Origin of the sequence: Zophobihabitans entericus (assembly GCF_011745665.1) — a bacterium.
In the GTDB taxonomy this organism is placed as follows: domain Bacteria; phylum Pseudomonadota; class Gammaproteobacteria; order Enterobacterales; family Orbaceae; genus Zophobihabitans; species Zophobihabitans entericus.
This window is the reverse complement of record NZ_CP050253.1, coordinates 2,586,827-2,610,272: the sequence shown is the minus strand read 5'-3', so window position 1 is coordinate 2,610,272 and position 23,446 is coordinate 2,586,827. Positions and strand designations below refer to the sequence as shown.

The window sequence follows — 23,446 nt, the reverse complement described above, 5'->3', positions numbered from 1 at the left end:
ATTATTTTACTTCCTCAGTTAATTCTTTTGATGTTAATTCAGCATTTCTTGGTGGTAGTGGTGCAAAGTAGCCAATAATTAACATCAGTATAGCCACGCCAATAAACACAAATGCGCGTAATAATCCATCCAGTTCAATACTATCAACCAGAATAAGTTTTAAGACTACAATACCTTGCAGGGCAGCTCCGCTAAACCAGATATAGCGTTGTTTGTATCTGTTTGCTGCCACAACAAGAATCAGAGCAATAAGCATCCAGGTTAATGAGAAGACAACCTGTACTTCGCTGGTGTTCCATAGTGCTTTGAATGACCAGGAGATATTCATTAAAGTACTTAATGTTCTCAGTATGATGCTATTACCCCATAAGAAAATGAAGAGTACTAAAACTAGCTGGAATACTGTAATAAAGGTTGCAGCAGCAGGTTTCAATTGTTTGGTTCTGAGAGACCAGACAGTGAGCATCATCAGAGCAAAAATAGCCCCTTGTTCCAATGGATTTAAAATTGGTACAAAAGTTAAACCAAGTATTTGTCCTGAATCATAAAGTCCGGTAAAGAGTACTAGTATGGTACACACAATCACTGGTGCTAAGCCGGCAAACCAATAAGCTTGTTGATATTGCTTAAACGGAAATTGATTTCTCAGGATATAACCGATAAAGATGACTAAGGCGAGCACGGCCAGAACAATCGCTAGTTCAAGTGACTCAAAGCCCCATGGCAGGTGGCTAAATACCCATCTGATTTCATTAGCAATCCAAAGGAGCAGAATCCAGAATAAGCTGATATGTAAGAGTTGCAGCGCTAAAGGTGTTAGTGCCAGACTATTTTTCTGAAGTTGATTCAGATAGAAATAAGCACTACCAAATGCGGCAATCCAGCTCAGCCCAAGTAATCCTGCTGGAATTGTATAGGTGCCAGCAACAAAACTGGTAAATAGTGATATAAATAAGATTGGCCAAAGCGCAATAACAGAATATTGCAACATATCCCAGTTTTGTTTGCGACCAATAAAGTACCAGAACCAAACGGCTGCCACAAATCCAAACAGAATGATTTGTACCGGGTAATCACTGGTAGTGAAGCGTAAAGTACTATCAATGATGAGTATTGTCCAGCTAAGTGCTGCAATAATCAGGAATAGAACTTTTATAACAAAAGTACTGATATCTAAATGTCGATAATGATGCCATAAACAAGCGCTGAATAATGCAATAATACTTAAGGTGATATAGAGTGTGATAAATGAAGTATTATCCAGCCCATAATTATAGCTAAAGTTAGTCAGGAACAGACTCAGGCTACCTAAAATGGTAATAAAGGCACCGATCCAGGCAAAGCGATGTTGTCTTTGTGATAAAGCTGCCCAGCTAATTACAGTACCTTCAATCAGCCATGAGAGTGAAGTCCACTGTGCACTAAAGGCCAGCGGGAAGGTTAGCGTAATAAAACCAACACCAAGTGCCAGTCCATAAACAGCCAGACGACGAGCATCTTGTTGCCATTTACGTAACACTAAGTAACCACCGACTAAATAGAATAAACCAAAGAATAACGCCGAGTAAGCCGGACCAAATTCGATATGTCCAACAATTGAATATTGCAGACTAAAGCCGATTAGTGGTGCACTGAACAGTAAGATAAGATCAATAACGTGTTGATATTTTTCCTGTTTCTCACTTCTGACAGAGGTCAGAACCGCGATAACGCCATAGATGAGTAAGTTAGCAATGATAAAGATCTGACACTCAAAGTAGAAGGCGGGTTGATATCTGTCCACGCCCCACATAAAGGCAACAACAAAGGTAAAGATAAAGCCAATTAAGTTTAGAACGCGCCATGACTGCCAGAAACTAATGGCTAAAATTGCACTGGAGATCAGTAAATAATAACTAAATAATCCAATATGGTTTCCTGCATTTGATGACAGTAAAACTGGTGCTAAATAGCCGCCAATACAGGCGATAACTGCCAGACTGATTGCTCGTTGCAGAACAGCCAACATCACACTGCAACTACAGATAACAACTAGTAGAATGAAGGCGAGTATAAATGGAATCATGGTATAGAGCTTGATAGCTGCAAATATCGTGAGATATAAGACACCAATTGCACCACCTTGTAGTATCAGTGCATAGAGCTCTTTGGTTTTACGTAAACGCCAACCAACACCAAGAAGTATTCCGCCTAAGACGAGTGCCCCTAAAATACGAACTTCTGGTGATAATAGTTGGTGGTCAATACTATATTTAAATAGGTAAGAGAAGCCAAAGAATAGAATGATAATCGCCAGTTTGGCCACTGGATTACCATTAACAAACCATAACCAAAGTTTTTTACCTAAATCCGGCTCGTCTGTTTTATTTTGCTGAGTTTGCACTTGTGCCTGATTTGTAGCTGAGGCTGCTTGTTTTTGTACCACAACATTTGCAGTTGGTTTAGATGAGAAAACAGCCACAGTTGATGCCGGTTTTATCGCTTCTGTTTTAGCGTCAACCGGAGTTGGTTGTGTCTCAATAACAGTCGTTTTTGGTTCAGGGATATTATCAGCAGGAGGTGTTTCTGCTTTTTCTGTAATAGCAGCTTGTGGCGTTACAGTTGTGGGTGATGTTGGGGATAAATCTTTGTTAACAACTTTTTTTAATTCTTCTAGTTGTTGTTGGAGATGGTTAAACTTTCCCTGAAGGTTGATAAATGCTGCAATAACAACCAACAACAAAAGAATCCCAAGTAATAGAGTCATATTCTAAATATACCTTTCTTGTTTTTATTTTCATCCAAGCAAGTGCAGTATGGCAGTAAATAAGGGGAAAGGGAAATATTTTTAGATGATTATTTGTGCATTAAGTAAAGAATAATGAGTTTAATCAAAAAAATAGGCTACATTAGTAGCCTATTTGGTCGTTAAGAACTAACGTACTGCCATGCCTGGTTTAGCGTTGCTATCCGGAGAAAGTAAGTAGATTTCATCATCCCCGGCGCCACCGGCAGCCAGTACCATGCCTTCAGATATACCAAAACGCATTTTGCGTGGTGCCAGATTAGCAACCATAACGGTTAATCGGCCTTCCAGTTTCTTTGGATCCGGATAAGCACTACGAATACCAGAGAACACATTACGAATTTCGCCACCAAGGTCTAAAGTCAGTTGGAGTAGTTTGTCTGAACCTTCAACAAAATCTGCTTTTTGAATCAGTGCTACACGTAAATCAATTTTAGCAAAATCATCAAACTTGATTGTTTCAAGTATTGGTTCATCGGCAAGCGGGCCTGTTACTTTAGGTTTGGCATTGATAAGTTCTTTAGATGCTTCGATCATATTATTCACTTTGTCCATTTCCATACGATTAAACAGTGCTTTAAATGGTTTTATTGTATGACCAAGACGAGTATTTTGTGGCTCGTCCCAGATTAGGGTTACATCCAGGAAGCTCTCTGCACGTTCAGTTAAACTTGGCACCACTGGTTTTAAATATGTCATTAAAATGCGGAACAGGTGAATACCCATTGAGCACACATCTTGCAACTCTTGATCTTTGCCTTCTTGTTTAGCAATTGTCCACGGTGCTTTTTCATCGATATAACGATTCGCTTCATCAGCTAGCGCCATAATTTCACGAATTGCTTTTCCGATTTCACGTTGCTCATAATATTCAGCAATCAGTTCAGCTTTATGCATAAATAGATCATATAACATCTGATCATCAATACGATGTGATAGCTTGCCATTAAAACGTTTAGTGATAAAACCAGCACTACGTGAAGCGAGGTTTACGACTTTATTGACAATATCGCTATTTACACGTTGTACGAAATCTTCCAGATTCAGGTCGATATCATCAATACGTGGTGTTAATTTAGCTGCGTAATAGTAACGTAAACAGTCCGGATCTAAATGTTGTAAATAGGTGTTAGCCTGAATAAAGGTACCACGTGATTTTGACATTTTAGCGCCATTCACTGTCACATAACCATGTACAAATACATTGCTTGGTTTTCGGAACTGACTACCTTCAAGCATTGCCGGCCAGAATAAACTGTGGAAATAGACAATATCTTTACCGATAAAATGATAAAGCTCTGCAGTTGAATCTTTCTTCCAGAATGTATCGAAATCGGCTGTTTTTACCTGAGCACAGTAATTTTTGAAAGACGCCATATAGCCAATTGGCGCATCCAGCCAAACGTAGAAGTATTTACCTGGCGCATTTGGAATTTCAAAACCAAAATAAGGTGCATCGCGACTGATATCCCAAGGTTGCAGACCTGAATCAAACCACTCCTGCATTTTATTAGCTACTTGTTCCTGTAAAGAACCGGAGCGGATCCACTCTTGTAACATACCTTTAAACGCCGGTAAATCAAAGAAGAAGTGCTCTGACTCTTTAACAATTGGCGTTGCGCCAGAAACGACAGAGCGTGGATTGATCAAATCAATTGGGCTGTAGGTTGCGCTACATACTTCACAGTTATCACCATATTGATCTGGCGCTTTACATTTCGGACACGTGCCTTTGACATAACGATCAGGTAAAAACATCAGTTTTTCCGGATCAAATAACTGAGAAATCACTTTAGTTTTGATGTAACCGTTTTGTTTTAAGCGACCATAGATCAGCTCAGACAACTCGCGGCACTCAGGGCTATGGGTTGAGTAATAGTTATCAAAACTAATATTAAAGGCAGAAAAGTCAGCCTGATGTTCTGCTTTCATCGCATCGATCATTTCTTCCGGTGTAATACCTAGTTGCTGTGCTTTAAGCATAATTGGTGTGCCATGGGCGTCATCAGCACAGATAAAATAGATCTCCTGACCACGCATTCGCTGATAACGAACCCAAATATCCGCTTGGATATGCTCAAGCATATGACCAAGATGGATTGAACCATTGGCATAAGGGAGGGCACAGGTTACCAGTATTTGTCGTTTTTGTGTTGTCATGATCTCTCTTACCTTAAATACGAAATAATGATGGAAATGAAAAGTCTAATCGGTGATAGTACAACAAACATAGGATTATCACCAGATTTGTGCAATAATTTATGTTAATTTTTGATTATACCTCTATTATGTGGCCACGGAACAGGATAAACATGAATCACGTAAACTCAATCAATCAAACGGTTAGCGGTCTTTTAGCAACATTCCAGCACCCAACTTTACAAAAAAATTTAGTGGCGATTAAGGCATTAAGTCGTTGTGAATTAGTTGATGGTACTCTTTATTTATCTCTTAAAATGCCTTTTGTTTGGGACTCAGTATTTGCGCAATTACAAGCAACACTTGAGGCAAAGTTATTAGCAATTCCAGAGGTTAAACAAGTTAAGTGGTCGATCAGTTATGAGGTCGCCACATTAAAACAGGCAAATAATCAGTCTTTACTTAAAAACGTCAAAAATATTATTGCGGTTAGTTCAGGTAAAGGTGGTGTTGGTAAATCAAGTACTGCAGTTAATTTGGCACTGGCACTGGCTAAAGAGGGTGGTAAAGTCGGTTTACTTGATGCTGATATTTATGGACCATCAATTCCAACTATGCTTGGTACAAAAAATGAGCAACCGTTATCGCCGGATAATAAACATATGTCACCCATTATGGCGCATGGGTTAGCCACTAGTTCAATTGGCTATTTGGTTGCACAAGATGGCGCGATGGTTTGGCGTGGTCCAATGGCAAGCAAGGCATTACTACAGATTTTACAAGATACACTATGGCCAGAACTTGATTATATGGTGATCGACATGCCACCGGGAACGGGCGATATCCAATTAACATTAGCGCAAAATATTCCGGTTACGGCAAGTGTGATTGTGACAACTCCACAAGACATTGCTTTGGTTGATGCGCGTAAAGGGCTGACAATGTTTAAACAAGTAAATATTCCAACGCTTGGTGTGATTGAGAATATGAGTTATCACATCTGTGAAAACTGTGGTCACCATGAAGCGATTTTTGGTGAGGGTGGTGCAAGACAGCTGGCAGAACAATATCACACTCAATTACTTGGGCAGATTCCGTTGCATCGTTCACTGCGTCAGGATTTAGATAACGGCACTCCAACAGTAATTAATCAGCCAGATAGTGAGTTTACTCGTTATTATTGTGAGATTGCTGATAGTGTGGCTGCCGCTTTATACTGGCAGGGTGAGGTTGTACCATCGGCTATTTCATTTAAGCAAGTATAAATAGTAAAATAAATCAACAACTTAAATTTATAAGTTATTGATTTATTTGTAGTTTTTATTTGGTGAAGAGTTTTAGTCCAATAATACCGAGGATAATAAAACTTAAACTAATCAAACGGGGCGCTGTCGCGGGTTCTTTAAAGATAATGATACCAACGATAGCGGCACCAACAGCACCAATTCCTGTCCAGATAGCGTAAGCTGTGCCAAGAGGTAAAGTTTTCATTGCATAAGCAAGTAACAGCACACTTAAGCCCATTGCAACTACAGTAATAATACTAGGGGTGACTCTGGTAAAACCGTGACTATATTTTAGTCCCATAGCCCATATAACTTCGAGAATACCCGCGATAAAAAGAGAGATCCAAGCCATAACGATATAAATACCTGTGTGGGGTCGTCCCCAAAATGTGATGCGTAATCAGGTCGTCCCGATTAGCCAAAGACTGTTTATTGCAAAAATAGTATACGCGCTGAGTTTTAGTAATGCCAGTTGAAATCCTGACCTAGCTAAAAATCTTATCCCGGAACATAAAAAATACCGCACCAATTAAACACAGCATTGCCCAGATGTAATCCATCTTAAATGGTTCTTTTAGAATGTAGAGGGAGAATGGAATAAATACTGCCAGACTTAACACTTCCTGAATGATTTTAAGCTGCCCGGCACTGGCTACTTCATAACCGATACGATTGGCCGGAACCTGTAATAGGTATTCAAACAGAGCAATTCCCCAGCTAACTAGCGCTGCAATGATCCAGACTCGATTATGGAAAAATTTTAAATGACCATACCAGGCAAATGTCATAAAAACATTGCTTAAAGTCAGCATAATAACTGTAATGAGAAGCGGTGGCATAAAAGGAACGACTTAAAAAGAATCAAATTGATGAGCATCTTACTCAGCCGAAATTCAATATGCAAGATGGGTAATAAAATATATTTTTCCGATAAATTATCAGTCTGACTATAAATGCCAACTTGTGGAGTTTATGAAAGCAGAAACGCACTGATGTGCGTTTCTCAATTACTCATCAGCAGGTTTTGCTTTATCTTTTGCAGGTGCACCTTTTTTAAGATTGATCATAAACTCTTTAAACGCATCGCGCAGTGGCGCAAACAGCGGGTGTTTACGGTGTTCCATCATAGTTTCAGAGAAGAGTTTTAAACCCACAGCAAAAGCTGCAGTTTTGTCTTTACCAAAATCGATGTCTTCACGGTTTTGCAAATACTCAACGATCTTTAAAATTTCATCGTGATTTTCAGTTTCAAATACCAGTGTTGGTTTATCAATAGGAGCGCCGTGGCGATCGGATAATGGTTCAACCTGAATTCGGTAACGGTAACCTGGCATAACTGTCTCCTTTTAGACTGATTTTTTAGGAATTATTGTTTTCGCTGTAAGAGATAATGCGATTCATTATCATATAATAAATTTTCATTAATTTCATATGTATCAATAATAGGAAAAATCTGATCAAAAAAGGCTATTCAGGCAGTTTTATCCTATAATATCATTTAGCAAATAGCGGATAACCTGTTAAAATAAGCTCAATTTATGATTGAAATTATGACCGGGAGTTCAGTGCATGAGATTATGTGATCGGGATATTGAAGCTTATTTAGCTAATGGTAAGCTAAAAATCACACCGCAACCACCTGTTGAAAGTATTAACGGTGCAACAGTAGATGTCCGTTTAGGTAACCAATTCCGCACTTTCCGTGAACATACCATTCCTTATATTGATTTAAGTGGTCCTAAAAATGAAGTCTCCGCTTCGCTTGAACGCGTGATGAGTGAAGAGATTGTGCTGCCGGAAGGCGAAGCATTCTATTTGCATCCGGGGGAGCTGGCTCTGGCGGTCACTCTTGAATCAGTGGTGATTCCGGATGATTTAGTGGGCTGGTTAGACGGGCGTTCATCACTGGCTCGTTTAGGGCTGATGGTACATGTAACAGCACACCGAATCGATCCGGGCTGGCATGGACAAATTGTATTAGAGTTTTATAATTCAGGTAAATTGCCCTTAGCACTACGTCCGGGAATGACTATAGGTGCTTTGAGCTTTGAAACATTGAGTGGACCTGCTGCACGACCTTACAATCGTCGTCAGGATGCAAAGTACCGAGATCAACAAGGTGCCGTTGCCAGCAGAATTGATAAAGACTAAGGACAGGAGTTATCCAATGATCAAGAAAATACTAATTACTTTATTAGTTCTGATTATTCTGATTGTAGTAGGGCTGGTATCGCTGGTTCTGTTCGTTGATCCGAATAATTTCCGTGGCTTTATCTCGGAAACAGTAAAAGATAAAACCGGTTATGAACTGACTATTGAAGGTGATCTGCGCTGGCACGTGTGGCCACAAATTAGCATCTTATCTGGCGCTGTGCGTTTAGAAGATGAAGGTGCTAAAAAACCGATTCTGACCGCTGATAATATGCGTTTAGATGTAGAGTTATTTCCGCTCTTCTCTAAAGAGTTATCTGTTAAAAACGTACTGGTAAAATCGGCTGTTATTAATATTACAGATGAAAGTAAAGGTAAAGTTGCCGCAGGTAACCAGTCACAAGCCACGATTAATAATCAGCAACAAACGCCAGAGACACAAACTTCAGATAAAGGTTCATCATGGACATTTGTGTTAAATAAACTGGAAATCGCTGACAGCACTGTAGCATGGCAACAGTCTCCGGATGATATTATCAATTTCAGAGATATTAATATTTCTGTTTATCAAAAAGATAAAAATAATCTGGAAGTTGATCTGCGTGGTGCAATTAATCGCGATCAACGTGATTTAGTATTAACGCTTAACGCTGACGTTAATCTTGAAAAATACCCTGCTAGTGCTTCAATTGGTTTGAATAAGTTTACTTATGATTTTAAAGGTATAGGCTTACCCGAACAGGGATTGGTTGGTACAGCAAGTGCTAAGTTAAATTATGTTCAATCACCACTAAGTTTTGATGCTAAAGATTTAGTAGTAACACTAAATGATAATAAATTAAGTGGTGAATTACAGGCTAATCTTGGTGGCAAAACACCTTATTTTGAGGCAATTCTTGCGTCAGATAAGATTGACCTCACTCCATTTATGACTTCGTCAACAGAAGAAGAACAATCAACAACAAATGGCACACCATCGGCACCTGTTGTGGCATCTACGCCAGCCAAAGGTAACGAACTGGCATTCTTAAAGGCATTTGATGCGAAATTTAATCTAAAAGTGAAAGAAATTGTGGCAAATAAACTTATTGCCAGCAATTTTGAAGTCGATGCGAATAACAAAGCTGGCGTTGCTACACTTCATAAAGTGAATCTGGACATTGCTAAAGGTAATATTTCGGCTTCAGGTTCAGCTAATGGCCAGCAAGCAACAACCGCGATTCGTCTGGATACTAAAGCGGCAGATATCGATTTAGGCACGTTATTTACACAGTTGGATATTAGTAATCATTTCTCTGGTAGTTTAAATGCGCAAGGGACAATTAATACTAATACGATAGATAGCAGTAGATTATTATCCGCGCTTAATGGTGATATGAAGCTGGTGGTGAATAATGCCCGTCTGGAAAATGTGAATATTCAACAAATTATTCAGTCTGCGGTTGCTCAGTACACCAAAGATGTAGTCAGTGCTGATGTGCAGCAAAAATATACTGAGGTTCATGAGTTATCGGCTGATGGTAAACTGGCTAATGGTCAGCTAAATCTAACGTCAATCTTGGCTAATTCTGAAACTCTGGATATTAAAGGTCAAGGTTATGTTGGTTTAGTAAAACAGGATATGGATGTGAACCTAAACGTTAAATTGTTAGGTGGTTGGAATGGTAAGAGTGAAACCATTCAGAAACTACAACAAATCGTTATTCCACTACGTATCTATGGTGCCTTCACTGGTTTACATTATCAATTAGATATTGAGAAGATTATACGTGATCAATTTAGTGATAAGATTCAGCAGGGTCTGGATAAGTTGAAAGATCGTCTGCAAAACTCAATTAAGGGCTCTGAAGGTAGTTCTGGTACGGAAAGTGGTACAGAAGAAGCGCCGACAGAGAAAACATCTGCTCCGCTAAATCGTCTGTTAAATCGCATTAATCATAACGAATAGTTTTTATTCAAATCTGAAAAATGGCACCCTGGGAGACCTCGGTGTCATTTATTTTATCTGTTCTGATTTATCTTGTAACTTATCTGTATGATTTTCCATATTTCACTGCATTTTACGGCAATTTTGTGGTATAATTATTTAATGTTGTTCCTATAAAATTTACTGTAGAGAGATAGTGGTTCTATGACCGATTTAGCTAAAGAAATTACCCCCATTAATATCGAAGAAGAATTAAAAAATTCCTATTTAGATTATGCCATGTCAGTTATCGTTGGGCGTGCTCTGCCTGATGTTCGTGATGGTTTAAAACCTGTACATCGTCGCGTATTATTTGCCATGAATGTACTGGGTAATGACTGGAATAAAGCCTACAAAAAATCTGCCCGTGTGGTGGGTGACGTAATCGGTAAATATCATCCGCATGGCGATACCGCAGTTTACGATACGATTGTACGTATGGCGCAACCGTTCTCTTTACGTTATATGCTGGTTGATGGGCAAGGGAACTTTGGTTCGGTTGATGGTGACTCTGCGGCTGCGATGCGTTATACCGAGGTGCGTATGTCGCGTATTGCTCATGAGCTTTTGGCTGATTTAGAAAAAGAAACTGTCGATTTCTCTCCAAACTATGATGGTACTGAGCAGATTCCTGATGTTCTGCCAACGCGTATTCCTGCTTTACTGGTGAATGGTTCGTCCGGTATCGCTGTTGGTATGGCAACTAACATTCCTCCGCATAACTTAACGGAAGTAATCAATGGCTGTCTTGCTTATATTGAAGATGAGAATATCTCAATTGAAGGCTTAATGCAGCATATTCCGGGACCAGACTTTCCGACCAGTGCCATTATTAATGGTCGTAAAGGGATTGAAGATGCTTATCGTACTGGCCGTGGTAAAATTTATATTCGTTCTCGTGCTGAGATTGAAGTCGATGAAAAATCAGGGCGTGAAACGATTATCGTCACTGAAATTCCTTATCAGGTTAATAAAGCAAAACTAATTGAGAAGATTGCTGAACTGGTAAAAGATAAGAAAGTTGAAGGTATTTCTGCATTACGCGACGAGTCAGATAAAGATGGTATGCGTATTGTTATTGAGATCAAACGTGACGGCGTGGGTGAGATTGTCCTGAATAATCTTTATGCTCAAACACAGTTGCAAGTCTCTTTTGGTTTCAATATGGTGGCTCTGCATAAAGGTCAGCCAAAATTACTTAACCTAAAAGATATGATTGAGGCGTTTGTTCTGCATCGCCGTGAAGTTGTAACGCGTCGTACTATTTTTGAATTACGTAAAGCACGTGAACGAGCGCATATCTTAGAAGGCTTAGCAATTGCTTTAGCCAATATCGATCCTATTATTGAACTTATTCGTCACGCTGCAACACCTGCTGAAGCAAAAGCAGGCTTACTTGCTAAAGCATGGGAGCTGGGTAATGTTTCAGCAATGCTTGAAAAAGCCGGTGATGACGCTGCACGTCCAGAAGATTTAGATGCATCACTGGGTATTCGTGATGGACATTACTACTTATCAGAAGCGCAAGCTCAGGCAATTTTGGATTTACGTCTGCAAAAATTAACTGGCCTTGAGCATGAAAGAATTCTTGATGAGTATAAAGAATTACTTGATCAAATCGCGGCACTTATCTATATCCTTGAAAGTGCTGATCGTCTGATGGAAGTTATCCGTGAAGAGCTGGTTTCTGCTCGTGATCAGTTTGGTGATGCTCGTCGTACTGAGATCACAGCAAGTAGTGCGGATATTAATTTAGAAGATTTAATCGCTCAGGAAGATGTTGTGGTGACTCTATCACATGAAGGTTATGTGAAGTATCAGCCACTGACAGATTATGAAGCGCAGCGCCGTGGCGGTAAAGGTAAGTCAGCAGCACGTATCAAAGAAGAAGACTTTATTGAGCGTCTTCTTGTAGCCAATACACATGATATGATTTTATGCTTCTCAAGCCGTGGTCGTCTGTACTGGATGAAGGTATATCAGTTACCAGAAGCGAGCCGTGGAGCGCGTGGTCGTCCAATTATTAATTTATTACCACTTGAGAAAGATGAGCGTATTACCGCAATTCTGCCGGTTAAAGAGTTTGATGATGAGCATTATGTCTTTATGGCAACAGCTGCAGGTACTGTTAAGAAAACCGCATTATCAGAATTTAGTCGTCCACGTTCTGGCGGTATTATCGCGATTAATTTACGTGAAGATGATGAGTTAATTGGTGTGGATTTAACTGACGGTAGCAATGAAATTATGTTGTTCTCTGCCAGTGGTAAAGTGGTTCGTTTCCATGAAGGTGAAGAGCTTGAAGACGGCACAATTAAAGGTGTTCGTGCAGTAGGTCGTACCGCAGCGGGTGTTCGTGGTATTAAACTTGCTGATAAGGACCGTGTCGTGTCACTGATTATCCCACGTGGTGATGGTGCGATTTTAACTGTAACGCAAAATGGTTATGGTAAACGTACAGAACAGGCAGAATATCCAACTAAATCTCGTGCAACTCAGGGTGTTATCTCAATCAAAGTGAGTGAGCGTAACGGCGAGGTTGTTGGTGCTGTACAAGTTGAAGATACTGACCAAATCATGTTAATCACAGATGCTGGAACACTGGTCAGAACACGCGTATCAGAAGTAAGTATTATTGGACGTAACACACAAGGTGTAACGCTAATCCGTACTGCAACTGATGAAAGCGTAGTTGGTTTGCAGAGAGTTGCTGAAACTGATGATGAAGACGCGGAATACGAAGAAAACCTTGATGGTGAAGTATCGGAATCAGCAGAAGACAGTGCTGAATAGATAGTATTTGTTTAGTAAATAAAAGAGCTGACTTAGGTTGGCTCTTTTTTTATGTTTTTTGGAGAGTTTTTTGTGGGTATTAGCATGGGATTTGGGGCGGACTGCGCCGCCCATGCGCAATCTTTTTGGTGATGTTGCAGGTTCCGTGGGACTTGATGGCCTACCGCACCCCATAGGCACCCGCTCGAGGACTCGCTAAGACCTATGAGGTACGCTCTCCATCAATCAATGCTTTACAGTTCGAATCCAAAAGAATAGGAAAAAAGAAATTTCTTTTTATATATTTAAATTTATTCGTTTCTAAAATATCTCAAAATATAACTTGTTGATTTTATTATAAACAGATACATCAATAAGATTTTAATCAGATTCTATTTTGAGATTGATATTAAGGTTTTTGAAAAGATGCTGAGCTATGGTACTTAAACCAAGCCGAAATAAACACAGAACAAAAGATATTGCGCATGGGCGGCGCAGTCCGCCCTAAACTCAATGCTAATACATGCAACAGTACAAAAAACAAGCTAGCGGGGCATGCTCCCCGCCACACACTGCTAATAACAACCACTAATCCAAACAATTACCCAAGCAGCAAAGCATCATCACTAATTTTTTCACCGCGGGTTTGTTCAAACATATTAAGCAGGTCGGCAACACCAAGTTTACTGCGCTCCTCGCCAGAAACATCCAATACCACTTGCCCCTGATGTAACATAACGGTACGTGTACCATATTCCAGAGCTTGTTTCATAGAATGGGTAACCATCATCGTCGTCAGTTTATTTTCGGAAACAATTTGATTGGTGAGCTGCAATACAAACTGTGCAGTCTTTGGATCAAGCGCTGCGGTATGTTCATCAAGCAGTAAAATCTTTGACGGTTGTAAAGAGGACATAAGCAAACTAATTGCCTGACGTTGTCCGCCAGAGAGTAGTCCCATCATATCGCTAAGGCGATTCTCAAGACCTAGATTTAATGTTGCCAGCTTATCTTTGAATAAGATACGTAAATGGCGATTTAAAGCCGGTAACAGGCTTCTCTTGCGCCCACGGCTATAAGCCAGTGCTAAATTCTCTTCAATAGTGAGCTTCTCACACGTCCCAGCCATCGGGTCCTGAAATACTCGTGCGACCAAACCGGCGCGCTGCCATGCCGGTAACTTAGAGACATCTTTCTCATTAATAATGACATAACCTGAATCGGCAATTAAATTACCACTAATAATATTCAGTAAGGAACTTTTACCTGCACCGTTACTACCGATGACTGTTACAAATTCACCTTCTTTAATATTCAGATTAAGATTTCGTAATACGTAGTTCTCAATTGGAGTACCACGATTAAATGTCAGTTCAAGTTCTTCAACTTTAATCATGATGCTCCTCCTCTGCGTGTCCACTTTTTGATCTGTTTTGGCAGAACAAGTGCTAGTGTGACCAAAACTGCAGTAATTAAGTTGAGATCCTCAGTACCAATGCCAATGTTTTGTAGCGTCTGATTACCCAGTGCAACAGCAATAAATAAGCGATATAAAATAGAACCAAAAATGACAGACAGCGTGATAATCCACATACGTTTAGCCGGCATTAAACTTTCACCAATAATAACTGCTGCTAAACCAATCACGATGGTACCAACACCGATAGAGATATCAGCATTACCTTGTGTCTGCACAAACAGCGAGCCACCTAGGGCGATAAGCCCGTTAGAGATTGCCATACCAAGTATCACCATTCTACCAGTGGCAATTCCTTGTGCGCTCGCCATTCTGGCATTAGCACCGGTTGCTCTTAACGCTAACCCTTTTTGTGTATTTAAGAAAGCATTTAAGAACATCCAGCCAGCGATAACAAAGCCTAAAATTAATAATGGCTGAACGATAAATTGATTACTGAAGTCTTCTGCGACAAGTGGTGTGAATATGGTATGTGCATCAAGAAGTGGCAGATTAGGAGAGCCTGACATTCTTGGTGTTTCATTCATTAAATATGGAGCCAGCCCTAAAATACGTAAGTTAATAGAGTACAGCCCAATCATCACGATAATACTGGCGAGTAGTTGTAGAATATTTAAACGGACATATAACCAGGCAGTAATCATTCCAGCACAAGCCCCAGCAAGGGTTCCGTAAAGTGTTGCCAGCCATGGATTGACACCCATATATAAGCAAAGTCCACAAACAGCACCACCTAAAGGAAAGCTGCCATCTGCAGTTAAATCAGGAAAGTCTAACATTCGAAAGGAAATGAACACACCTAAGCTCACAAGAGCATAGATGAGTCCAATTTCCATTGTTCCATAAAGGATTTCAAGTGACATAAATAAACCTATATTAATACATGAGTCGAGTGAATATAAGATTATTTATCTATCACTTGTTCTGCTGATTGAATTAAATCCTCTGGCAACGTTATGCCCTGACGCTCAGCAGCTATCGTACTCACGACGAGTTGAGTGATATTACCAATTTCTGGTGGCATATCACCTGGTTTTTCACCATTTAAAATACGGATAACTAATTTACCAGCCTGACGACCAAGGTCATAATAACTCATTCCAAGTGCAGCTAAAGCACCACGTTCAACGGCTTCCGGATTTGAAGCAACCAGTGGAATTTTACTTTCGTTAGCGACTTTGGTTAATGATTCGTAAGCTGAAACGACGTTATTATCGGTTGTCGTGTAAATTAAATCAACCTTACCTTTTAAGCTACGGGCAGCGGCAGGGATATCTGAAGTACGTTGAGCGGGAACCGCTAGAATATTGATATTCAGTGGTTTAAGCTGTTCTTGTAATTGTCGTAAAGTCATGGTTGAATTGACTTCACCCGGGCTGTAGATATAACCAATATTTTTTAAATCTGGTTTAACTTTCAGCATCAACTCAATTTGCTTATCCAGAGATAATGCATCAGAAACACCCGTTACATTAGTGCCGGACGCTTCCCAGCTACGCGTTAATTTTGCTGCAACAGGGTCTGTTACAGCAGTAAACACAATTGGAATAGATTTAGTGGTTGCTGCTAAAGACTGGGCGCTTGGTGTTGAGATAGCGACCATAACATCGGGTTTACTGGCAACAAATTGTTTAGCGATTTGAGCCGCATTCGCGCTGCTACCTTGAGCACTTTGAAATTGTAATTTTAAATTTTGACCAACGATGTAGCCATTATCTTTTAATTCATCTTCCACACCGCGGCGGACATTGTCCAGAGCTGGGTGTTCGACAATAGAGGTAATAGCAACAAATTTAACATCCTGGGCCTGGACAGAAACAGTGAGCAATAATGAAGACAGTAAGAGCAGCAATCTGCTTTTTAAGTTATTCATTTTAATAATTCCTATAAATTCGGTTATTGCATTATTTATCTATCACTTGTTCGGCTGATTTTACTAAATCTTCTGAAAGCACAATACCCTGACGCTCAGCTGCAACCAAATTAACAGCTAGTTGAGAAACATTACCAATTTCTGGCGGGATATTCCCCGGATTTTCACCGTTAAGAATTCTGATAACAATTTTACCAGCCTGACGACCAAGGTCGTAGTAGCTCATGCCAATAGCAGCAACTGCGCCGCGAGCAACTGGATCTGGATCAGATGCGATCAAAGGAATCTTACTTTCATTTGCAACTTTAACAAGTGACTCATATGCAGAGACAACGTTATTATCTGTTGTGGTATAAATTAAATCAACCCTACCTTTTAAACTTCTGGCCGCAGCTGGAATATCTGACGTACGTTGCGCGGGTGCAGCAATCACATTGATATTCAATTTAGCTAACGACTCTTGTAGTTGTTTAAGTACGATTGTTGAGTTAACTTCACCTGGACTATAAACATAACCAATTGTTTTTAAATCAGGTTTAACTTTAAGCATGAGTTCAATTTGCTTATCTAAAGAAAGGGCATCAGATACACCGGTGATATTGGTTTCTGAAGCATCCCAGCTTTTAGTTAATCTGGCGGCAACGGGATCCGTCACTGCAGTGAAAACGATCGGAATAGATTTTGTTGTTGCTGCAAGCGCCTGAGCACTAGGTGTTGCAATGGCAACAATAACATCTGGTTTGCTGGCAACAAATTGTTTAGCAATTTGCGCTGCATTGGCACTACTTCCTTGGGCACTTTGATATTGAATCTTAATGTTTTGACCGACAACATAGCCATTTGCTTTTAGTTCATCCTCAACGCCTAAGCGGACTCTATCTAAAGATGGATGCTCAACAATTGCTGTGATCGCAACAGATTTAATATCTTGTGCCTGACTAAAGAAAGAAAAGGCGAATAAACTAATCACAGCAAGGATATTTTTGTTTCTGAATTTCATAAAGTTATCCTTGTATAAAAATATTTACACTTAATAAAGTGATTTAATTCATAATAATTACAAAGGAATTAACAGTCAATAGAGAATTTTATTGTAAAAAATAGTTTACGTTAAAAGTGTGGGTATAAAAAAACCAGCTAGACGCTGGTTTTATAAGATAAATATATGGTTATTTAACTAAAGTACCTGGTTCTTCTGGTTTACTATCTGCATAATTTTTATGCCAAATATAAGTAGCACGCATTGCTTGTACATAACAGAAGATAAAAAGTAATGCAAAGATGAGTTGTCCTGGTGAAATGCCCCATGATATTTGCAATAATTTAGACGCTACAAAGTAAACGACCAAAATTGTTGAAGCAACACGGCTTTTTTTGTACACAAAAAAAGCTAAGACAGCAAGCAGAACGACATCGACATAGAAATAAGGTGATAATGCCATTGCAACAGCGAGCGTTAATAAGCAAGAAATCACTGCCGCAATCCAGCCCACAGTAATTGCTTGTTGGCATGTTTTTTTAGTATTAAGTTGGAAGAAACTTCCTGATTGTGGTTTATTGTTGTTGTTAGTATCCATATTTTTGTCCTGACAAATTAAGAATGGTGCCGAGCTATTATAAAATAAAAAAGGTAACATTGCTGCTACCCTTACAAATTATTCTACGTTAAGTGGATAAGTTTTACTTATCAATAATTTTACTCGCACTTTGTAATAACTCTGCTGAGAACGTGACCCCCTGCTGATGTGCAGCGGCCGGGTTCAAAATTAGTGTAGTGCTGTTACTAATTGTCGGAGTGATATCACCGGGTTTTTCTCCTTTTAGGATCTGTAGCACAACTTGGCCAGTTTGACGTCCAAATTCATAATAACTGATGCCCAGAGCAGCTGCTGCACCGCGTTCAACTGAATCAGGGTCAGAAGCAACTAATGGAATCTTACTTTCGCTGGCAAATTTAACTAATGCTTCATAGGCAGATACAACATTATTATCAGTTGTTGTGTAGATGAGTTCTACTTTTCCTCTTAAGCTACGTGCTGCTGAGATGACATCAGATGTTTTCTGGGCAGGAGCTGCCAGTACATTGATGTTTCTTTTTGCTAATGCTTCTTCAAGACGACGTAATACTGCTGTAGAGTTAACTTCACCTGGACTATAAACATAACCTACTGTTTTTAAATCCGGGCGAATTTTTAGCATCAAATCAATTTGTGGCTCCAGCGGTAACATATCTGATACGCCCGTGATGTTGGTACCTGTTGGCTCCCAGCCTTTAATGAGCTTAGCTGCAATAGGATCAGTAATTGCAGCAAATACCAACGGTACCGTTCTTGTTGCAGCGGCAACAGCCTGAGCACTTGGTGTCGCGATAGCTACAATTACATCGGGTTTACTGGCAGCAAACTGTTTGGCAATTTGTGCAGCAGTAGCACTACTACCTTGAGCACTACGATATTGAACAATAAGATCCTGACCAAGTGTATAGCCCTGTGCAACTAATTCATCCTGTACACCACGGCGAATATTATCTAAAGAAGGATGTTCTACAATTGAAGTAATGGCGACTTGTTTAACTTCTTGTGCCTGAGCAAATTGAAATAAACTGCCTAGTAGCAATAGGGCGGTAATAATTGATTTTTTTAACTTTAACATTTTGTATCTCTAAACTAGTACAATGGTTTTATTGTACCTGACTTTTACTAAATGTAAATGATCAATTAAAAATTATTATGAAAAAAATCAGTGAATGATTGGCAGAACAGATAATGCAGATAAAAAACGGGGAGCTAAGTAGCTCCCCCTAAATATCTCAAATATAATCAACGTTGATTATAGTGTATATTCATCAATATATTGTGCAGCAAGTTCACGCGCTTTGATACGGTCATCTTTGTTTAGCTCTCTCCAGACACCACGACGGCGCTCATCAGCACCTGATTCATCGTTTTCTGCAGCAACAGCAAACCATGCGTAAGCTTCGATTTTGTTTGGTGCAACACCACGACCATTGTAGTAAAGGTCAGCTAAGTTATATTGTGCTAGTGAGTTACCGTTTTCAGCTGATTTAGTGTACCAATATAATGCTTTAGCATAATCAACATCAGTACCTTCGCCATCTTCATACATAACCGCTAAGTTATTTTGTGCGTCTGAATCGTTGAGTTCAGCAGCTTTGGTGTACCAGAAAATAGCCATTTGATCATCAAGTTCAACACCTTCACCTTCATCATAACTAACAGCAAGATTGAACATTGCATCAACATAACCTTGATCTGCCGCTTTTTGATACCAGTATACTGCTTTTTCATGATCTAGCTCGATGCCATCACCTGAATCATAAGCTAATGCTAAATGGTATTGTGCTTCTGCATCACCACTTTCAGCAGCTACACGAGTCATACGGACTTGAGAGCTTTCTGCTGCAGCAAGAACCGGCATTGATACAGTAAAGATAGCTGTCAGGAAAAGCGCAGTGATGTATTTATAGTATTTTTTCATTGGTCTGAACCCTTTTTTGTTAAAATTGTACCGCGTTTGAAAACGCTATTTGGGAGTATAGCATAAGATTAGAAAGAGATAAGCCCTCTCACTAATAATTTTCAGTAAAGAACAGTTTAGCTTAAAAAAATTTAACGACAAAATAAAAAAAACCATCAATGAAGATGGTTTTTCAGATTCAAATCAAGAAGATAAATCACCAGAGATCTTCGTCTTCATCATCTTCATAATCAGAATAGAGATCAATATATTGCTTCGCCAGAGCACGTGCTTCACGGCGTTCTTCTTTGCTTAGCTCTTTCCAGACCTCTTTACGGCGAGTGTCAGCATTAGCTTTACCATTCTCAGCTGCAATAGCAAACCAGGCATAGGCTTCAATCTTATTCACTTCCATACCAAGGCCGTTACGGTACATCATAGCAAGATTATATTGTGCTTGAGAGTTACCATTTTCAGCTGATTTAGTGTACCAGTAGATCGCTTTTTCATAATCCACTTCAGTGCCTTCACCATCTTCATACATAACACCTAAGTTATTTTGAGCGTTACGGTGGTTTTGTTCAGCCGCTTTGGTATACCAAAAAATAGCCATTTGGTCGTCAAGCTCAACACCTTCACCTTCATCATAACTGATAGCAAGATTATATTGAGCGCGTGCAAACCCTTGATCAGCTGCTTTTTGATACCACTCAACAGCTTTAGCATGGTCAACTTCTACACCATCCCCTTCATCATAAGCCATGCCTAAATAGAACTGAGCTTCCGCATCACCCATTTCAGCCGCTTTTAGAGTAAAGCGTAGTTGTCCGGTGATTTCAGCATAAGTTGGTGCTGAGAAGATAAGTAGGGCAGAGAAGAGCATGCCAATGAGATAAGTATAGCGTTTAGTCATTTAATTATTTCTCCAGATCTTTTCACAACATATTGTTTTTATTCTTAAGGATTATAAAGAAAGCTTACTGTTTGGCAAATAAAAATGGATTTTGCCCGGTTTTTGTAAAGCCTTCTTCTTCTGTTTTGATATCCAGAATAAGTGTTGCTAAATCGTCAGCGATAACTTCAAGATGAGGATCTAAATCCTGATAAAAAACTTTTAAATAACTATTACATGACTCACAACATTCAGCTTTGACTGAGCTGAGCTCTTTATCAAGTGAATAGTAATCCAGTGCTGAAGTATCTTCACAATTAGTACATATCACCCGGGTTACATTCCACTCAGTTTCACACAAACTACAATGCAGGTAGCGCAGACCAACGTTTTGACCAAGATGTATTACACTGGCAATTGGTGCCGCGCGGCAAACCGGGCAATATTGACGTTGTTCAACAATATCGACTTTTGCTTTACCGGGTAACTGGCTGGCTAGTTGAGAGTAATAGAGTGATAAAGCTGTCCAGATAAAAATAGCTTTATTACTATCAATATGACTTAGCTCTCCTTTGATGAGAGATATAGCCTGCTCCTGTAAACTGGATTTTGTCTCTGATTCAAGTACTTCGATAGTCTTATCTATTTCAGGGTTATAGCCCTTAAGCGCCTGACAAAGCGGTTTTAAATAGATTTCCCATTCATCAGTTAATGAATAATTATCTAAAGAGAGTGGTGCCAGATTTTTTTCTGCACCTTGTTTCACTACATCCGCTAAATCTTTTTGAATTGGATACTCTTTCAGCAGTTGTTCCTGTTTGGCGACTAATTGTGCACAAAACTTAAGGTATTCGGAGAAAGGGTTGTCTTTAGCGAGCTCGGTTAATCTTTTTAAGCGATGATGATAAAGTGTTTTTGGAGATGGATAAAAGAGTAGTGGGGTGTGACCCACTACACTTGTTTTAGTTTCATCATGCTGTTCTAGTTGTTCTTGTGGAACAATTCGAATCGTCATTATTTGCTAATTTCCTGTTGGTTAGAAATTTGTTGTTCGTCTTTGTAGGTTTTTTCCATTTCGTCGCGGTACCACTTAGAGTGGTTTTTACGCGCCCAGGCACGGGAAACAGAACCAACGATCATGCCTTTGATTGATCCCTTCACCCAAATTGCCATGTAAGCATGTCCAATAATAAGTAAAATCAAACAAATTGCTGCAATAGCGTGGAAGAAGATAGCCAGACGGATAATCTCAATTGGGAAATAGTCAGAAAAATAACGACGCCACATAATCAGACCAGTAATAAATAGTACTGTGATTAGTGACATAATTCCCCAGAACAGGAATTTTTGACCCGCATTGTATTTGCCCACCGGAACATCAGATGGCTCATTACCTGCAATGACTTTATCAATATTTTTAACCCAACGAACGTCATCTTTATTAGGAAGATTATGATGTGCTAATTTAATTAGCATAAACATCAGTAATATAAAGACGACACATCCTAAAAATGGATGCAGAACACGCACGAGTTGTGGTGTTCCCAACACTGAACCAAACAGATGCAGAGATGGGAAAAACAGTGATAAACCGGATAATGCAGCTAAAAGAAAGCAAATTACAATACCGATATGGCAAAAACGCACCGAAAGTGGTGTACGGTAAATCATCTCTTTCTTATTCATGATGATTCTCCTTAGATGTTGTCTTATCTGCTAATTCAGCACGAATTTTATCAGCATCCTGTTTTTCATGCTCAATGTCTTCCTCATCAACTTCGATAGGTCCAACGGCCATATAGTGGAATACCAGACCGGCAAACGTTGCAACAAATGCTGCAGCTGAAATTGGTTTTAACGCCCCTTTCCAGAAACTAACTACGCCGCTAATTGTTGGATCTTTTGGTAGATTGTGATAAAGACCCGGTTGATCTGAGTGATGAAGTACGTACATTACGTGTGTACCACCAACACCTTCCGGATTATAAAGCCCAGCATTTTCGTAACCACGGTTTTTCAGATCTGCAATACGATTATCCGCATATTTTATCATATCTGCTTTAGTACCAAAACGAATTGCACCCGTCGGGCAAGTTTTGACACAGGCAGGTTCCTGACCCACGGCTACGCGGTCAACACACAGAGTACACTTATAAGCGCGGTTATCTTCTTTACTGATACGTGGTACGTTAAATGGACAACCCGCAACGCAATAACCACAACCGATACAGTGTTCAGACTGAAAATCGACGATACCATTCGCGTATTGGATGATAGCACCTTCGGCCGGACAAGATTTTAAGCAGCCCGGATCGCTACAGTGCATACAGCCATCTTTACGAATTAACCATTCCAGTTTGTTATTCATCTCAACTTCAGAATAACGCATCACAGTCCACGCTTTTGGCTCTAAATCAGCCGGATTATCATAGACACCAACGTTATGCCCAATTTCCGGGCGTAGATCGTTCCACTCGTTACAGGCTACCTGACAAGCTTTACAGCCAATACAGGTACTGACGTCGATGAGTTTAGCCACTTCCTGTTGATAATCTCTTGCTCTTGGCGCAGGCGTCAATGAACTAGTGGCTGAACGTTTAATAATGTCTTGAGTTTGTAATGACATAT

At 39.7% G+C, this 23,446-nt stretch carries 20 protein-coding genes; 4 read left to right on the top strand and 16 right to left on the bottom strand.

Annotation, left to right across the window (positions count from 1 at the left end):
- Position 1: 1 nt before the first annotated feature.
- Positions 2-2,746, bottom strand: a complete 2,745-nt coding sequence (locus IPMB12_RS11815; protein ID WP_166917609.1) for a DUF2339 domain-containing protein — start codon at positions 2,744-2,746, stop codon at positions 2-4.
- Between the two features lie 168 nt (positions 2,747-2,914).
- Entirely contained in the window at positions 2,915-4,945 is a 2,031-nt protein-coding gene (metG, locus tag IPMB12_RS11810) for a methionine--tRNA ligase (RefSeq protein ID WP_166917608.1), read from the bottom strand.
- 152 nt (positions 4,946-5,097) lie between these two features.
- Here metG and apbC point away from each other — a divergent pair, with 152 nt between their 5' ends.
- Positions 5,098-6,189, top strand: a complete 1,092-nt coding sequence (apbC, locus tag IPMB12_RS11805; protein WP_166917607.1) for an iron-sulfur cluster carrier protein ApbC — start codon at positions 5,098-5,100, stop codon at positions 6,187-6,189.
- Between the two features lie 55 nt (positions 6,190-6,244).
- Here apbC and sugE read toward each other — a convergent pair whose 3' ends face one another.
- The 3 genes from sugE to IPMB12_RS11790 form a co-directional block, all read right to left on the bottom strand.
- Positions 6,245-6,562 carry a quaternary ammonium compound efflux SMR transporter SugE gene (gene sugE / locus IPMB12_RS11800; protein ID WP_166917606.1) on the bottom strand — a complete coding sequence of 106 codons (318 nt, stop codon included), beginning with the start codon at positions 6,560-6,562 and terminating at the stop codon, positions 6,245-6,247.
- A 133-nt stretch (positions 6,563-6,695) separates the two neighbouring features.
- Positions 6,696-7,049: a DMT family protein gene (locus IPMB12_RS11795; protein ID WP_166917605.1), complete on the bottom strand. Its 354-nt coding sequence runs from the start codon at positions 7,047-7,049 to the stop codon at positions 6,696-6,698.
- A 168-nt stretch (positions 7,050-7,217) separates the two neighbouring features.
- Entirely contained in the window at positions 7,218-7,544 is a 327-nt protein-coding gene (locus IPMB12_RS11790) for a DUF3861 domain-containing protein (protein ID WP_166917604.1), read from the bottom strand.
- Positions 7,545-7,779: 235 nt separating this feature from the next.
- Here IPMB12_RS11790 and dcd point away from each other — a divergent pair, with 235 nt between their 5' ends.
- The 3 genes from dcd to gyrA all read left to right on the top strand — a co-directional run bounded on the left by dcd (position 7,780) and on the right by gyrA (position 13,120).
- Positions 7,780-8,361, top strand: coding sequence for a dCTP deaminase (dcd, locus tag IPMB12_RS11785; protein WP_166917603.1), 582 nt, complete (start codon positions 7,780-7,782; stop codon positions 8,359-8,361).
- A gap of 16 nt (positions 8,362-8,377) precedes the next feature.
- On the top strand, positions 8,378-10,309 hold the full coding sequence (gene asmA / locus IPMB12_RS11780) for an outer membrane assembly protein AsmA (RefSeq protein ID WP_166917602.1): 1,932 nt from the start codon (positions 8,378-8,380) through the stop codon (positions 10,307-10,309).
- A gap of 183 nt (positions 10,310-10,492) precedes the next feature.
- Entirely contained in the window at positions 10,493-13,120 is a 2,628-nt protein-coding gene (gyrA, locus tag IPMB12_RS11775) for a DNA topoisomerase (ATP-hydrolyzing) subunit A (protein WP_166917601.1), read from the top strand.
- A 580-nt stretch (positions 13,121-13,700) separates the two neighbouring features.
- Here the strand turns inward: gyrA and IPMB12_RS11770 are convergent.
- From IPMB12_RS11770 to fdxH, 11 genes are all read right to left on the bottom strand, one after another.
- On the bottom strand, positions 13,701-14,495 hold the full coding sequence (locus IPMB12_RS11770) for an ABC transporter ATP-binding protein (RefSeq protein ID WP_166917600.1): 795 nt from the start codon (positions 14,493-14,495) through the stop codon (positions 13,701-13,703).
- A complete protein-coding gene (locus tag IPMB12_RS11765; protein ID WP_166917599.1) occupies positions 14,492-15,439 on the bottom strand; it encodes an ABC transporter permease in 948 nt (315 codons plus the stop codon). Before IPMB12_RS11765 ends, IPMB12_RS11770 begins: the two co-directional genes overlap by 4 nt.
- A gap of 41 nt (positions 15,440-15,480) precedes the next feature.
- Entirely contained in the window at positions 15,481-16,449 is a 969-nt protein-coding gene (locus IPMB12_RS11760) for an ABC transporter substrate-binding protein (protein WP_166917598.1), read from the bottom strand.
- A gap of 31 nt (positions 16,450-16,480) precedes the next feature.
- A complete protein-coding gene (locus IPMB12_RS11755; protein WP_166917597.1) occupies positions 16,481-17,449 on the bottom strand; it encodes an ABC transporter substrate-binding protein in 969 nt (322 codons plus the stop codon).
- Between the two features lie 169 nt (positions 17,450-17,618).
- A complete protein-coding gene (locus IPMB12_RS11750; RefSeq protein ID WP_166917596.1) occupies positions 17,619-18,086 on the bottom strand; it encodes a hypothetical protein in 468 nt (155 codons plus the stop codon).
- A gap of 43 nt (positions 18,087-18,129) precedes the next feature.
- Positions 18,130-19,101 (bottom strand): ABC transporter substrate-binding protein, encoded by a 972-nt coding sequence (locus IPMB12_RS11745; RefSeq protein ID WP_166917595.1) that lies wholly within the window; start codon positions 19,099-19,101, stop codon positions 18,130-18,132.
- Positions 19,102-19,278: 177 nt separating this feature from the next.
- Positions 19,279-19,947 (bottom strand): tetratricopeptide repeat protein, encoded by a 669-nt coding sequence (locus IPMB12_RS11740; RefSeq protein WP_166917594.1) that lies wholly within the window; start codon positions 19,945-19,947, stop codon positions 19,279-19,281.
- Positions 19,948-20,143: 196 nt separating this feature from the next.
- The gene (locus IPMB12_RS11735) at positions 20,144-20,839 is read right to left on the bottom strand and encodes a tetratricopeptide repeat protein (protein ID WP_166917593.1); all 696 of its coding nucleotides are present in this window, start codon (positions 20,837-20,839) and stop codon (positions 20,144-20,146) included.
- A 64-nt stretch (positions 20,840-20,903) separates the two neighbouring features.
- On the bottom strand, positions 20,904-21,833 hold the full coding sequence (fdhE, locus tag IPMB12_RS11730) for a formate dehydrogenase accessory protein FdhE (RefSeq protein ID WP_166917592.1): 930 nt from the start codon (positions 21,831-21,833) through the stop codon (positions 20,904-20,906).
- Positions 21,833-22,504 (bottom strand): formate dehydrogenase subunit gamma, encoded by a 672-nt coding sequence (locus IPMB12_RS11725; protein ID WP_166917591.1) that lies wholly within the window; start codon positions 22,502-22,504, stop codon positions 21,833-21,835. Before IPMB12_RS11725 ends, fdhE begins: the two co-directional genes overlap by 1 nt.
- On the bottom strand, positions 22,497-23,444 hold the full coding sequence (gene fdxH / locus IPMB12_RS11720) for a formate dehydrogenase subunit beta (RefSeq protein ID WP_166917590.1): 948 nt from the start codon (positions 23,442-23,444) through the stop codon (positions 22,497-22,499). Before fdxH ends, IPMB12_RS11725 begins: the two co-directional genes overlap by 8 nt.
- Positions 23,445-23,446 lie beyond the last annotated feature (2 nt).

What these genes read in the sequence shown, in the direction of transcription:
- IPMB12_RS11815 (WP_166917609.1), bottom strand. Translation starts at nt 2,746, where the DNA reads ATGACTCTATTACTTGGGATTCTTTTGTTGTTGGTTGTTATTGCAGCA.
- metG (WP_166917608.1), bottom strand. Translation starts at nt 4,945, where the DNA reads ATGACAACACAAAAACGACAAATACTGGTAACCTGTGCCCTCCCTTAT.
- apbC (WP_166917607.1), top strand. Translation starts at nt 5,098, where the DNA reads ATGAATCACGTAAACTCAATCAATCAAACGGTTAGCGGTCTTTTAGCA.
- sugE (WP_166917606.1), bottom strand. Translation starts at nt 6,562, where the DNA reads ATGGCTTGGATCTCTCTTTTTATCGCGGGTATTCTCGAAGTTATATGG.
- IPMB12_RS11795 (WP_166917605.1), bottom strand. Translation starts at nt 7,049, where the DNA reads ATGCCACCGCTTCTCATTACAGTTATTATGCTGACTTTAAGCAATGTT.
- IPMB12_RS11790 (WP_166917604.1), bottom strand. Translation starts at nt 7,544, where the DNA reads ATGCCAGGTTACCGTTACCGAATTCAGGTTGAACCATTATCCGATCGC.
- dcd (WP_166917603.1), top strand. Translation starts at nt 7,780, where the DNA reads ATGAGATTATGTGATCGGGATATTGAAGCTTATTTAGCTAATGGTAAG.
- asmA (WP_166917602.1), top strand. Translation starts at nt 8,378, where the DNA reads ATGATCAAGAAAATACTAATTACTTTATTAGTTCTGATTATTCTGATT.
- gyrA (WP_166917601.1), top strand. Translation starts at nt 10,493, where the DNA reads ATGACCGATTTAGCTAAAGAAATTACCCCCATTAATATCGAAGAAGAA.
- IPMB12_RS11770 (WP_166917600.1), bottom strand. Translation starts at nt 14,495, where the DNA reads ATGATTAAAGTTGAAGAACTTGAACTGACATTTAATCGTGGTACTCCA.
- IPMB12_RS11765 (WP_166917599.1), bottom strand. Translation starts at nt 15,439, where the DNA reads ATGTCACTTGAAATCCTTTATGGAACAATGGAAATTGGACTCATCTAT.
- IPMB12_RS11760 (WP_166917598.1), bottom strand. Translation starts at nt 16,449, where the DNA reads ATGAATAACTTAAAAAGCAGATTGCTGCTCTTACTGTCTTCATTATTG.
- IPMB12_RS11755 (WP_166917597.1), bottom strand. Translation starts at nt 17,449, where the DNA reads ATGAAATTCAGAAACAAAAATATCCTTGCTGTGATTAGTTTATTCGCC.
- IPMB12_RS11750 (WP_166917596.1), bottom strand. Translation starts at nt 18,086, where the DNA reads ATGTTACCTTTTTTATTTTATAATAGCTCGGCACCATTCTTAATTTGT.
- IPMB12_RS11745 (WP_166917595.1), bottom strand. Translation starts at nt 19,101, where the DNA reads ATGTTAAAGTTAAAAAAATCAATTATTACCGCCCTATTGCTACTAGGC.
- IPMB12_RS11740 (WP_166917594.1), bottom strand. Translation starts at nt 19,947, where the DNA reads ATGAAAAAATACTATAAATACATCACTGCGCTTTTCCTGACAGCTATC.
- IPMB12_RS11735 (WP_166917593.1), bottom strand. Translation starts at nt 20,839, where the DNA reads ATGACTAAACGCTATACTTATCTCATTGGCATGCTCTTCTCTGCCCTA.
- fdhE (WP_166917592.1), bottom strand. Translation starts at nt 21,833, where the DNA reads ATGACGATTCGAATTGTTCCACAAGAACAACTAGAACAGCATGATGAA.
- IPMB12_RS11725 (WP_166917591.1), bottom strand. Translation starts at nt 22,504, where the DNA reads ATGAATAAGAAAGAGATGATTTACCGTACACCACTTTCGGTGCGTTTT.
- fdxH (WP_166917590.1), bottom strand. Translation starts at nt 23,444, where the DNA reads ATGTCATTACAAACTCAAGACATTATTAAACGTTCAGCCACTAGTTCA.